Annotated in this window: 4 protein-coding genes; all 4 read right to left on the bottom strand. The window is 70.5% G+C overall.

Annotated features, from left to right (window positions below; translation table 11 throughout):
- Position 1 precedes the first annotated feature (1 nt).
- Genes KXD97_RS22955 through KXD97_RS22940 form a run of 4 tightly spaced genes read right to left on the bottom strand, consistent with a single transcriptional unit; the run spans position 2 to position 13,808 of the window.
- The gene (locus KXD97_RS22955) at positions 2-4,777 is read right to left on the bottom strand and encodes a type I polyketide synthase (RefSeq protein ID WP_260752675.1); all 4,776 of its coding nucleotides are present in this window, start codon (positions 4,775-4,777) and stop codon (positions 2-4) included.
- Positions 4,774-6,504 carry an AMP-binding protein gene (locus tag KXD97_RS22950; RefSeq protein WP_260752674.1) on the bottom strand — a complete coding sequence of 577 codons (1,731 nt, stop codon included), beginning with the start codon at positions 6,502-6,504 and terminating at the stop codon, positions 4,774-4,776. Before KXD97_RS22950 ends, KXD97_RS22955 begins: the two co-directional genes overlap by 4 nt.
- 60 nt (positions 6,505-6,564) lie before the next feature.
- Positions 6,565-12,033 (bottom strand): type I polyketide synthase, encoded by a 5,469-nt coding sequence (locus KXD97_RS22945; RefSeq protein WP_260752673.1) that lies wholly within the window; start codon positions 12,031-12,033, stop codon positions 6,565-6,567.
- The gene (locus tag KXD97_RS22940) at positions 12,030-13,808 is read right to left on the bottom strand and encodes an AMP-binding protein (RefSeq protein ID WP_313901322.1); all 1,779 of its coding nucleotides are present in this window, start codon (positions 13,806-13,808) and stop codon (positions 12,030-12,032) included. The genes KXD97_RS22945 and KXD97_RS22940 overlap by 4 nt, the downstream gene beginning before the upstream one ends.
- Positions 13,809-13,858: the final 50 nt, after the last annotated feature.

Raw genomic sequence — 13,858 nt, 5'->3', positions numbered from 1 at the left:
CTCAACTCAATCTTTCCGAAAGTCTCGCCAGCAATTCGTCCTCGGCAAGGTCGTCGTAGGCGTCCTCATCGACCCCTTCGCCTCCCACGCCGTCATTGGCGTGGTCCCCACCCTCGGTACCGGCGGTCTCGATTATCTCAGGAAGCACCGTTGCCAGATAATCGGTGAGCGCTTCGACGGTCGGATAGTCGAAGACCACGGACGCGGGCAGCGCCTCACCTAGGCTTTCGCTCAGCGAACGCTGCAACGTTACGCTCATCAGCGAATCCATTCCGAACTGGAAGAACCCGACCGTCGGGTCCAGCGTGTGGGTCGAGGCAAGGCCCATTGCGGCCGCGACCTGCGCCAACACGTGGTCGGTGAGCACCTCCAGGCGCCGCTGCGGCTCACAGTCTTTCAGCTCCTGGCGAAATCGGGTGTCCCCCGCCGGCAAAACCTGGCCCGTAGAGGTCTCCTCGGCGAGCAGGTCGTCGAGAATGTGCAGCTGCGCCCGGGTGTGATAAGCGGCGGCCAGCCGCGGCCAGTCCGCGGCCACCACGGTCGCGCGGGCCGGCGCCTGCGGTCCCACGAAGGAACGCAACGCGGTGATCGCCACCGCGTCGTCCATCGGTTCCAGCCCGGACTCCCCGGTGGCCTGCCGCTCGAACCCGGTCTGCACGTCGGCCAGCGACTTCCACAGGCCCCAGTTGATCGCGCACGCCGGCAGACCGGCGGCGCGGCGGGCGAACGCGAACGTGTCCAGGAACGTCGTCGTGGCCGCGTAGTGGGCCAGCCAGCGCGACCCGAGCACACCGGAGATCGACGAGAACAGCACGAACTGCTCAACCGGATGCCCGAGCGAGAGCTTGTGCAGCAGGGCGACGGCGTCCATCTTGGGCCGGAACATCGCCACGACGTCGTCGCGGCTCATCTCGGCCAGCGTGACCGGACCGCCGCTCATCGCCGCGAGGTAGATGCCCTTGAGCGGCGGCAGGTCGGCGCCGAACCGGTCGAACACCGCGCGCAGCGACGTCTCGTCCGAGGCGTCTGCGGCGGCGGTGACCAGCGTGGCGCCCGATTCGGCCAGCCGCGCGGTCAGCTCGTCGAGCCGGTTGCCCGGGTTGCGCGACACCGCGACGACGGTCTTCGCGCCCATCGCGACGAGCTGCTCGATCAGGCCGGGACCGATGTTGCCGGTCGCGCCGATCACCAGATGTGCGCCGTCGGCGTCGAGGGTCTCGGCGCCGGCCGAGGCCGGAGGCAGCGCGTGCATCAGCCGGGCCACCCGACGGGTGCCGGCCCGGTAGACCACCTGGTCCTCCCCGTCATCGGCGTGCGCCTCGGCCAGCACCCACCTCGCCGCGACCACGGCGGGCACCGACTCGTCGATGTCGATGGCCCCGCCCCAGATCTCGGGGTGCTCCAGCGCCAGCGTGCGGCCCAGACCCCACAGCACGGCCTGGGCGGGGTTGGCGCGGTCCCCCACCTCGACCGGCTGGGCGTTGCGCGTCAACAGGAACAACTGCGGAGCCGCCCCCGAACCGGCCGCGGTCGTCGCGGTCGACGCGATCGTGCGGCCGGTCTCGAAGATGTCGTAGCCCAGCTCGTCCCCGCCCGTCGGCGCATACACCACGTGCGTGGCACCGGCGAGGTCGGTGCCGTCGCCGGTGGCGACGGGACGGCCGAGCAGCCGGCCCATCTCAGAGGCCAGCGCGTCGTCGCCGACGACCACCCAGCTTGCGTCCCCGGCGGATGCGGAATCAGGTTGTGCGGCAAGAACTTTGGCCGGCCAGGTGAGTTCGCAGAACCACTCCGGCGGCACCGCGCTGTCCGCCGGCAACGCACCGCCACGCGCCGCACCGCCGCGGCGCAGCGGACGCACGTCCACCCAGTGCCGGCCGCGCAGCCACGGTGTCGTGGGCAGCACGACGTGCGGTTCGGCGCGATGGGCGGTGTGCGGGGGCCGCGACGTGTGGGTGGCGTTCACGTTCGCGCGGAACGTCACCGCGTCGTCGGTGTCGCGGGCCAGCGTGCCGATCGTGCGGTGATCCGGAACGTCGGCCAACGTGTCGGCGATCGCCTGCCCCAGCGTCGAGTGCGGGCTGATCTCGATGAACGTCCCGTGGCCGGCGGCGGCGGCCTCGATGGCCTGGCTGAACTTGACCGGTTGGCGCACGTTGGCCACCCAGTAGTCTGCGTCCAGCGTCGGCGCATCCCCCGCCTCGGTGACCGTCGACAGGAACGGCAGTGCCGGGATGTTGGGCTCGATGCCGGCCAGTGCCTCCCGGATCTCGGGCAGCACCGGGTCCATCAGCGCGGTGTGCGACGCGACCACCATGTTGACGCGGCGGGCGAACGTGTTCTGGGCGGTGACGGCGGCGATGACGGCGTCGACCTGGTCGGGCAGGCCGGCCACCACGGTCTGGCGCGGCGACAGGTACCCGGCGATCTCGACGCTGGGATGGGCGGCGACGATGCGCGCCGCGGTCTCGTCGGCGGCCAGGTTCAGCAGGGCGACGGCGCCTTGGCCGGCCAGCCGGGACATGATCGACGAACGGGCGGCGATCACCTTCAGTCCGTCCGAAAGGCTCAGCGCGCCGGCCACGACGGCGGCGGTGACCTCACCCATGGAATGGCCGATGACCGCGTCGGGATGCACGCCATAGGAGCGCCACAGCTCGGTCAGGGCCAGCTGCAGCCCCATTAGCACCGGCTGTACCTGCGCGTCGCCGCTGACGGTGTCCCCGTTGGCGATGATGTCGTGTAGCGAGAAGCCCACCTGCTCGACGAAGACCGGTTCAATCTCGGCCAGAGCCGAAGCGAAGGCCGGTTCCTCGGCCAACAGCCCGCGGGCCATACCCGGCCACTGCGAACCCTGCCCGGAATACACGAACACCGTGCCCGGCTTCGGATTCCCGTCGGCCGCACCGACGACGCCGGGCGCCGACTGGCCCGCTGCCAGCGCCAGCAGGCCGCCGATGGCCTGGTCGCGGTCGCGTGCGGCCACCGTGGCGAACTTGGCGTGCTGGGTGCGGTGATGGTTGAGCGTGTGCGCGACCTCGGCCACCGGCACGTCGGCGCCCTCGCCGGCCATCCACTCGGCCAGTGTCGCCGCCTGCGATGCGATCCGCTCCGGTGAGCGTCCGGACACCACCAGCGTCGTGACGGCTTCCGGCTCGTCGGCGGGCGCCGGCGGCAGCACCGGCGGCTGCTCGATCACGACGTGGGCGTTGGTGCCGCCGAACCCGAACGACGAGATCCCCGCCCGCCGCGGCCGCCCCGCCGCGGCCCACTCGGTGTGCTCGGCGACGACCTTGAGCCGCAACTTCTCGAACGGGATGTGCGGGTTGGGCTGCTGGTAGCCCAGGTTGGCCGGAATCGTGTGGTGCTGCAACGCCAGCACCGCCTTGGCGAACCCGGCGATACCCGCCGCGGCCTCCAGATGGCCCAGGTTCGACTTCACCGCCCCCAGCAGCAACGGCGCGTCGGCTGGACGTCCCTTGCCCAGCACGGTGCCCAGCGCCCGGGCCTCGATCGGATCGCCCAGCAGCGTGCCGGTGCCGTGCGCCTCCACGTAGTCGACCTCGCGGGGATCCACTCCGGCCGCCGCGTAGGCGGCGCGCAGCACCGCCATCTGCGCCGACGGGTTCGGCGCCATCAGCCCGTTGGAGCGACCGTCCTGGTTGATCGCCGATCCGCGGATGACCGCGAGCACGCGGTCGCCGTCGCGCAGCGCGTCGGACAGCCGCTTGAGCACCGCCACCCCGCAGCCCTCGCCGCGCACGAAACCGTCGGCGGCGGCGTCGAACGCGTGACACCGACCCGTCGGCGACATCGCCTCGGCCTGGTCGAAGCTGCGGGTCGGCGCCGGGGACAGCAGCAGGTTCACACCCGCAGCCAGCGCCAGTTCCGAGTCGCCCGAGCGCAGGCTCTGGCAGGCCAGGTGGATCGCCACCAGAGACGACGAACACGCGGTGTCCACCGTGACCGACGGGCCGCGCAGATCGAAGTAGTACGACACCCGGTTGGCGATGATGCTCAACGCCCCGCCGGTGCTGTACCAGGCGTCGATGCCACTCAGGTCCGTCGACCCGAGCTGGGCGTAATCGGCGGCGCTCGCCCCGGCGAAGACACCGGTGGCCGTCTCGGCCAGCGCATCGGCCGCGATACCGGCGTTCTCCAGCGCCTCCTGGGTGACCTCGAGCAGCAGCCGCTGCTGCGGGTCCATCCGGGTCGCCTCACGGGGGATGATCTCGAAGAACTCGGCGTCGAAGGCGTCCAGGTCGCGCAGGAACGCGCCCCACCGGGTGGTGCCGGCCAGCGCGGCGGCGCCCTCGGGGGTGCCGTCGTCGAACCACGACCAGCGGTCCTCCGGCACCTCCCGCACCGATGAGCGGCCCTCCATCAGGAACCGCCAGTACGCGTCGGGGCCGGCGATGTTGCCGTCGACGTCGTCACCGCCGGGCAGCCGCAACCCCAGCCCGATCACCGCGATCGGCTCGTTCATCGACGCCGGGCGGTCCGTTCCGCGGCCCGGGTCGACGGGCTCGACCTCACCGCCGGTCAGGAACTTGGCGAGCGCGTCCACCGTCGGGTACTGCCAGAAGTCGACCGGGGACACGGTGCGGCCCAGGAATTCGGAGAGGACACCGGTGAGCACCACCGCATCGCGGGACCCCACCCCGAGATCGTGCATCGAGGCACCGCGTTCGATGTGCTCGAGACTGCAACCGTTGTTCGTGACCAAATAGTCGATCAACCAGCGACGTACAGCAGCCTCGTCGAAGGCAGACGTCATGTAGTGGCGTCCAGACGGCTGAACTTCTCGGAGCGGTACAGCTCGACGCAGGACGCGCGGCGCACCTTCCCGCTGGTGGTCAGCGGCAGTGAACCCGGCGCCACCAATGCGAAGTCGGACAGCCGAACGCTGTGCGTCATCGAGATCGCCGATGTCACCTGCTGCTTGACGGACTCCAGCACCGATTCGTCGAGCTGCTTCTTCAGCTCCGCGATCACCACCAGCTTCTCGGTGGCCTCGTCCGGCACCGAGATCGCCGCGACCCGGCCGCCGGTGAACTCGGCGACGGTGGCCTCGATGTCGTCCGGGTAGTGGTTGCGCCCGTCGACGATCAGCAGGTCCTTGATGCGCCCGATGATGTACAGCTCATCGTCGAACATCACGCCGAGGTCGCCGGTGCGCAACCACGGGCCCTTGGGGGTACCGGTGCTCGGCTCGGCGAGCTGCGCGGCGAACAGCTCGCTCAGCTTCGGGTTGTGCCAGTAGCCGGCCGCCACGTGCTCGCCGTGCAGCCAGACCTCGCCGATCTTGCCGGCGGGGTTCTCGGTCTGGGCGTCGGGATCGACCACGCGCACCGTCGTCGACCGCGGCACACCGCATCCGATCAGTTCGGCGCCGTTCTCATCGTCGCAGCGCTCGGCGTGCCCGGCGGCGAGCTTCTCAAAGTCGAAGCGCACCGCGGTCGGCGGTCGGCCGCCCGCGGACGCCACCACGTACACGGTGGCCTCGGCCAGGCCGTAGGACGGCCGCATCGCCGAGCCGGGCAGGCCGAATGCGGCGAAGCGCTCGTTGAACCGCCGCACCGTCGCGCCGTGCACGCGCTCGGCGCCGTTGATCATGACCACGACGGAGCTGAGGTCCTTACCGGCGAGGTCCTCGTCCTTGGTGCGCTTCACGGCGAGCTCGAACGCGAAGTTCGGTGCGGCGGTGAACGCGCTGGGGTGCGAACCCAGCTGCTGCATCCAGCGGGCCGGTCTCTGCATGAAGGCCACCGGGCTCATCAGCACCGCCGGGCGGCCCAGCATCATCGGGATGAACACTCCGACGATCAGCCCCATGTCGTGGTAGAAGGGCAGCCACGACACGATCGTGGTGTCCGCCGGCACTCCGTCGGGATAGGCCTCGTAGTAGTCGGCGAGCAGCTGCTCAAGATTGGCCAGCACGTTCTTGTGGGTGACCACCACGCCGGCGGGCTGCCGGGTGGAGCCGGACGTGTACTGCAAATAGGCCGTCTTGGGCAACGCGGCCGGCGGGGCCGCCTTGGCCGCAGAGTCGAAGTCCAACGTGTCGACCTCGAGGAACTTCGGCGGCCGCTGCTTCGGGTCGGCCTGGCCGTACTTGCGGACCTCGTCGACCACCGCCGAGGTGGTCAACACCACCACCGGGGTGGAGTCCTTCATGGCGCCCGTCACGCGCTCGTCGTGGTGGCGGGTCTGCGGCATCGACAGCGGCACCGCGATGAACCCGGCCGCGATCGCGCCGAGGAATCCGATGATGTACTCCAGGCTCTGCGGAGCCAGGATGACCGCCCTGTCCCCCGGCGAACCGAGCTTGGCCAGCTTCTCGGCGACGATCAGCGCGCGCTCGTGCACCTCCGACCATGTCAGGCTTTCGGAGACACCTGCCGGGTCAACTTCGTAGTCGACGAAGGTGTACGCGATGTCGTCGGGCTGCTGCTGCGCGCGGTCGGCGAGGACCGCTGGGATCGTGGCTTCAGACAACGCCATCTCCTACATCCTTTCAATCGTCTCCCGACATGGTCTCGTGCATCGGGGCAATCAGGGAAATCAGTTCTCAACGCTGTCGAACAGCGAGTCGAGCAAGCTGTCGCCCGACTCGTCGTTCACATCGTCGTCACCGCCGGTGTCGGGGGCCAGCTGAGCGGCCAGGTAGCCGGCGAACGAATCGATCGTCGGGTGGTTGAACAGCATCGTCGCCGACAACTCCAACCCGACCAGACGCTCCACCTCGCGGCGGATCGACATGGCCATCACCGAGTTCAGACCCATCTCGGCGAAGGGCCGATCGGTGTGGACGTCGCTCTCGGGCAGCCGCAGCTCGGTGGCCAGGATGCCGCGCAGCCCCTCCTCCAGTTCGGACCGCAGCTCCTCGGGGGTCATCGCCGCCCAGTCGCGGGTCGGCGCGGCCCGGTGCGTGTCGGAGGTGACCGCCGCGGCATCCTCTGCGGACTGCATCGGCGCCATCACGGCCTGGGCGATGTCGAAGCGGGTGACGAAGTCCCACGCCGCGAACGCCTCGGCAGGCATCACGGGGCGTGATCCGACGCGCTCCAGCTCGGAGATCACCACCTGGGCCTCGCTGCCGAAGCCGAGCCCCTGCCAGGCCACCCAGTCCAGGCTGACGGTGTTGTCGCCCTGGCTGTGCCGTGACCGCGCCAGCGCGTCGAGGTACGCGTTGCCCGCCGCGTAGGCGCCCTGCCCGGGGATGCCGAACACCGCACCGGCCGAGGCGGCCAGGTACAGGAAGTCCAGGCTGCCGACCGGGAAGATCTCGTCGAGCACCGTCGCACCGGCGATCTTCGGCCACACTGTGCGGTGCACGCGGTCAGCCTCGATCTCGGTGAGCAGCTGGGCCTCGGTCATGCCCGCGGCGTGGATGACGCCGCGGATCGGCGGCGCGCCGTCCGCGTCGCGCCGCTGGAGCATCGCGGTCACCGCGTCGGCGGACGCGATGTCGAGGGCCACGGTGTCGACCGCCACGCCTCGCTGCTCCAGTGCACGGATCGCGCTGATCTTCTGGCGCATGGCGTCGTCGGTGGCGTCGTCCCAGCTGCGGCGAGGCGGCATCGCGGTACGGCCGGCCAGCACCACGCGTCGTGCGCCGCGGTCGGCCAGCCAGTCGGCCATCAGCAGGCCCAACACCCCCATACCGCCGGTGATCAGGTACGCCGCGTCCGGCCGGCACCGCAGGGTGTCCCGGACGGGGGCGTCGCCGATCTCGGCCAGCGCCGACGTGCGCAGCGCTCCGTCCCGCAGGATCGCCACCGACTTGACCGGGGTCGGCAGCACCGCCGCGAACGACTCGGCCGACGGCTGCTCGGCGGGCAGGTCGACCAGGCCGCCCCACAGCTGGGGTTGCTCGGCACCGACCACCCCGGCCAGACCCCACAGCGGGCTCTGTCGCAGAGCTGCCGGGGATGCGGACTCGTACACCCCGCGGGTGACGATCCACAGCGTTGCCGGATGGCGCGGCTCGCGGTCGGCGAGCGTGCCGACCAGCTCTGCCACCTCGGTGGTCAACCGCACCGCGGCGTCCTGATCGCTGTCGGCCTGATCGCCGTCGACCGGGCCCGGCTCGGCGACGTAGACCACGAAGCGGGCGTCGGCCACGTCGGCCTCGGCATGCCCGGCGGCGGTGACCGCGTCACGCACCGCCCGCGCGGTCTCGCCGGCACCGACCACCGCGACCGGACCGGTGTCGGTGCGGGCCTCGTCGTCCGGCGTCCACGGCTGCCAGTCGAGCCGGTGTGCGACGCGCTGCGGATCCGCGGCGGCCGACGCGGTGACCGAGCCGATCTCGACGGGCGTGTAGCGCAGCCCGGAGATCCGGGCGTAGCGCGTGCCGTCCTCGCCGCTGAGGGTGAGGTCGACGACCAGGTCGTCGCCGTCGCGCCCACGGTTGTGCGCCGTGACGACGGCGCGGGTGACGGCTTTCGCCCCTTCCCACCGGACACTGTCGGCAGCGGACGGCACCATCAGGCCCGGCGTCGAGGAGTCGACGAGCCGGCCGAGATTGACCGCGGCGTCGAGCAGGCCCGCCGGCGCTCCGGAGGCCAGCTCGACCACGGTGCGCAGCTCGCCCGACGCGCTCTCGTGCGACGCGGCGGTCCACGGGTAGGCCAGGCCCTCGATACCCCACGCGTTGTGGAGTTCGGTCAGGGCTGCCGGATCGTAGGCCGAGGACGGCACGGCCGGCGCGGAGCCGTCGGTGACCCGGTGGGCGAGCCGTGCGCTCACATGCCGGATCCAGCGCTGCGGCGCGTCCTCGTCGCCGCCGGCGGGCGCCGACGAGATCGTGATCGTGTCACCGTCGCTGAACACCTGCACCAGGCGCGCCCCGTCGACGGTGATCGGGAAGTCGAACCGGACGTCGGTCACCGCGGATGCGCCGGTGCGGGATGCGGCCAGCGACAGCGTCTGCAGCAGCACCGACAGCGGAACGATCTCGACCCCGGCGAACTTGTGCGAGTTCGGGTACGGCCGCGCCTGCGGCGCCAGCCGGGCCTGCCACAGGTGTCCCGGCTGGGGGCCCGCGACGGCGGTGTGTGACCCGAGCACCGTGTCCGGGCTCGGCGCCGACGCACCCGAGGGTGCTTGCTTGCGGATGGCCCAGTGGCGGGTGTGGTGCCACGGCGTGGTCGGCAGCGGCACGTGCGGCTCGCCGCGGTGCGGCGTCTCCGGCGCGTGGGTGGTGGACGTCGCGTTCAGTGCGGTGTGGAACGTCAGCGTGTCGTCGGTGTCGCGGGCCAGCGTGCCCAGGCTGACGTGGCTCGCCGACGCCAGCGTGTCGTCGACCGCATAGGTCAGGATCGGGTTGGCGCTGACCTCGATGAACGTGCCGATCTCGGCCGCGGCGGCCTCGATGGCCTGGCTGAACTTGACCGGCCGGCGCACGTTGGCCACCCAGTAGTCGGCATCGAGGGTCGGTTCGCCGTCCGGCTCAGTGACCGTCGACAGGAACGGCAGGTTCGGCGTCCGCGGGGTTAGCCCGGCCAGCGCCTCGCGTAGATCCGGCAGCACCGGGTCCATCAGCGCGGTATGCGAGGCCACCTCCATGTTGACGCGGCGGGCGAACCGGTCCTGGGCGGTGACGGCGGCGATGACGGCGTCGACCTGGTCGGGCAGGCCGGCCACCACGGTCTGGCGCGGCGACACATAGCCGGCGATCTCGACGCTGGGATAGTCCGCCACGAACGCCGTGGCGGCCTCCGGATCGAGCTCGATCAGCGCGACGGCGCCTTGGCCGGCCAGCCGGGACATGATCGACGAACGGGCCGCGATCACCTTCAGTCCGTCCGAAAGGCTCAGCGCGCCGGCCACGACAGCGGCGGTGACCTCGCCCATGGAATGGCCGATGACCGCGTCGGGATGCACGCCATAGGAACGCCACAGCTCGGTCAGGGCCAGCTGCAGCCCCATCAGCACCGGCTGTACCTGCGCGTCGCCGCTGACGGTGTCCCCGTTGGCGATGATGTCGTGCAGCGAGAAGCCCACCTGCTCGACGAAGACCGGTTCGATCTCGGCCAGAGCCGAAGCGAAGGCCGGTTCCTCGGCCAACAGCCCGCGGGCCATACCCGGCCACTGCGAACCCTGCCCGGAATACACGAACACCGTGCCCGGCTTGCGTGCGGCTGTCGGGGCGGACACCACACCGGGCGCACTCTGCCCGGCGGCCAGCGCCTGCAGGCCCGCGATGGCCTGGTCGCGGTCGCGTGCGGCGACCGTGGCGAATTTGTTGTGCTGGGTGCGGTGATGGTTGAGGGTGTGCGCGACCTCGGCCAGCGGCACGTCGGCGCCCTCGCCGGCCATCCACTCGGCCAGCATCGCCGCCTGCGATGCGATCCGCTCCGGTGAGCGTCCGGACACCACCAGCGTGGTGACAGCGCCGGATTCTCCGGCGGGCGCCGGCGCGGACACCGGCGGCTGCTCGATCACGACGTGGGCGTTGGTGCCGCCGAACCCGAACGACGAGATCCCCGCCCGCCGCGGCCGCCCCGGCTGGGCAGGCCATTCGGTGTGCTCGGCGACGACCTTCAGTCGCAGATTGTCGAACGGGATGTGCGGGTTGGGCTGCTGGTAGCCGAGGTTGGCCGGAATCGTGTGGTGCTGCAACGCCAGCACCGCCTTGGCGAACCCGGCGATACCCGCCGCGGCTTCCAGATGGCCCAGGTTCGACTTCACCGCGCCCAGCAGCAGCGGCGCGTCGGCGGGTCGACCGCGGCCCAGCACCGTGCCCAGCGCCCGGGCTTCGATCGGATCGCCCAGCAGCGTGCCGGTGCCGTGGGTCTCGACGTAGTCGACCTCACGGGGCTCGATGCCCGCAGCCGAGTACGCCGACCGCAGCACGGCCATCTGCGCGGCCGGGTTGGGCGCCATCAGCCCGTTGGAGCGGCCGTCCTGATTCACGGCCGAGCCGCGGATGACGGCCAGGATGCGGTCGCCGTCGCGTTGCGCGTCGGACAGCCGCTTGAGCACCGCCACCCCGCAGCCCTCGCCGCGCACGAAACCGTCGGCGCTGGCGTCGAACGCGTGACACTGGCCCGACTTGGACATCGCCTCGAGCTGGTCGAAGCTGCGGGTGACCGCCGGGGACAGCAGCAGGTTCACTCCCGCGGCCAGCGCCATGTTCGAGTCGCCCGAGCGCAGGCTCTGGCAGGCCAGGTGGATGGTGACCAGGGATGACGAGCATGCCGTGTCGATGGTGACCGACGGGCCGCGCAGATCGAAGTAGTACGACACCCGGTTGGCGATGATGCTCAACGCCCCGCCGGTGCCCGACCATGAGTCGACGTCACCGAGATCGACAGTGGACAGATAGCCGTACTCGCCGAGGCACGCCGCGGCGAACACGCCGGTCTGTGAATGCCGCAGCGTGTGGGCCGGGATACCGGCGTTCTCCAGCGCCTCCTGGGTGACCTCGAGCAGCAGCCGCTGCTGGGGGTCCATCTTGTCGGCCTCGCTGGGCGAGATCTCGAAGAACTCGGCGTCGAAGGCATCTAGGTCGCGCAGGAACGCTCCCCACCGGGTGGTGCCGGCCAGCGCGGCGGCCGCCTCCGGGGTGTTGATCTGGAACGACGCCCAGCGGTCCTCGGGCACCTGACGCACCGACGACCGGCCGTCCATCAGGAACTGCCAGTACGCGTCCGGGCCGGCGATGTTGCCCTCGAGATCGGCGCCACCCGGGAACCGGCAGCCCAGCCCGATCACCGCGATCGGCTCGTCGACCGTGCTGTACTCGCGTACCACGGGCGCCTCGGCAGCGGGCTCGACCTCACCGCCGGTGAGGAACTTCGCCAACGCGTTGATCGTCGGGTACTGCCAGAACTCCACCGGCGAGACCGTGCGGCCCAGCAACTCGGAGAGTTCGCCGGTCAGCACGACGGCGTCGCTGGAGCCGACGGCCAGGTCGTTCAGAGGGGCATTGAAATCGATCTCGTCGGGACTGCAACCGATGTTGGTGACCAGATAGTCGACCAACCAGTGCCGGATTGCGTCCTCGTCGAAAGCAGAGGTCATGTAGTGACGTCCAACCGGCTGAACTCGTCCTGTCGATACCTGTCGACACAGGCCGAGCGCCGAATCTTTCCGCTAGTAGTGATGGGGATGGAACCGGGTGCCACCAGCACCAGGTCGGCCACGCGCACGCTGTGTGAGCGTTTGATCGCCGAGGCGACCTCTCGCTTGACGGCCCGCAGCTTGTCCAGGGCCTCGGCTTCGGAACTGCCCTTCTTCTTCAGCTCGGCGATGGCGACGAGCTGCTCGCTGGTGTCGTCGAGCACCGAGATCGCCGCGACCCGGCCGCCGGTGATCTCCTGGATGGTGGCCTCGATGTCGTCCGGGTAGTGGTTGCGCCCGTCGACGATCAGCAGGTCCTTGATCCGGCCGATGATGAACATCTCGCCCTCGGACATCACGCCGAGGTCGCCGGTCTTGAGCCACGGGCCCACCGGGGTGCCCTCGGACGGGTTGACGATCTCGCCACCGAAGGTGCGCTCGGTCTGCTGCGGGTTGCGCCAGTAGCCCGACGCGACCTGCTCGCCGTGCACCCAGATCTCGCCGATCTTGCCGTCCGGATTCTCGGTGCGGGTCTCGGGATCAACGATCCGCACGGTGGACGAGCGCGGCGTGCCGTAGCTCACCAGTTCGGTGCCCGACTCCGAGCCGCAGCGCTCGGCATGGCCGGCGGAGAGCTTCTCGTAGTCGAATCGCACCGTCGCCGGGGTGTGCCCGGTCGGCGCCGAGATCACATACAGGGTGGCCTCGGCCAGCCCGTAGGACGGCCGTACGGTGGTGTCCGGCATGTTGAACTGTGCGAAGCGCTCGTTGAAGCGGCGGATGGTCGCCGAGTGGATGCGCTCGCTGCCGCTGATGATGCCCAGCACGTCGCCCAGGTCCAGGCCCTCCATGTCGGCGTCGGAGGTGCGTCGCACCGACAGCTCGAAGGCGAAGTTCGGCGCCGCCGACCACGAGTGGGGGTTGATCGCGAGCTGCTGGATCCAGCGCGCCGGCTTCTGCAGGAAGGCCACCGGGCTCATCAGCACCGCGGGCCGGCCCCAGGTGCCGTCCGGGCCGTCCGGCGGGCACAGCAGCGTGGCGAACACACCCTGGATCAGGCCCATGTCGTGATAGAAGGGCAGCCACGACACCATCGTCGTGTCCTGTGGCGGCACGCCGCCACGGTGCGACATGTAGTCGGTGAAGATCTGCTCGAGGTTCGCGATCACGTTCCGGTGGGTCATGATCACGCCGGCCGGCGACCGCGTCGAGCCCGAGGTGTACTGCAGGTAGGCGGTCTTGGGCAGGGGCCCGACGTTCACCTCGACCGTGCGTGGCGAATCGAAGTCGAGTGCGTCCACCTCGATCACGGCCGGGGGCGTCCCGCCCGGAAGCCCGCCGACATAGGTCATGATGTCGCCGACGACGGCCGAGGTGGTGAGCACGGCCACCGGCTGGCAGTCCCGCAGCGCGCCGTTCACGCGCTCGTCGAGCTGGCCCATGGCCGGCACCGGCAGCGGCACGGCGATGAAACCGGCGGCCATCGCGCCGTAGAAGGCGATGATGTACTCCAGGCCCTGGGGCGCGAGGATCGCGGCCCGATCACCCTTGGAACCGTGGCGGAGCAGCTCCTCGGCGACTACCTGAACCCGGTGGTGAACCTCAGACCACGTCAGCGATTCGGCGAAGCCCGCCGGGTCGACGTCATAATCGATGAACGTGTAGGCCACGTCATCGGGTTGCAGGCGCGCACGCTCGGCGAGCAGGCCGGGAATGGTCGACTCAAGCAACGGCATGGCGACGTCCTTTCATTATCTTCCGCGCCCCGGCTTCATCGCCGTGGATG

It is taken from the genome of Mycobacterium sp. SMC-8, from assembly GCF_025263565.1.
Taxonomy (GTDB): domain Bacteria; phylum Actinomycetota; class Actinomycetes; order Mycobacteriales; family Mycobacteriaceae; genus Mycobacterium.
The sequence above is the reverse complement of the archived record's forward strand: the minus strand, read 5'-3'. Positions and strand labels throughout refer to the sequence as shown.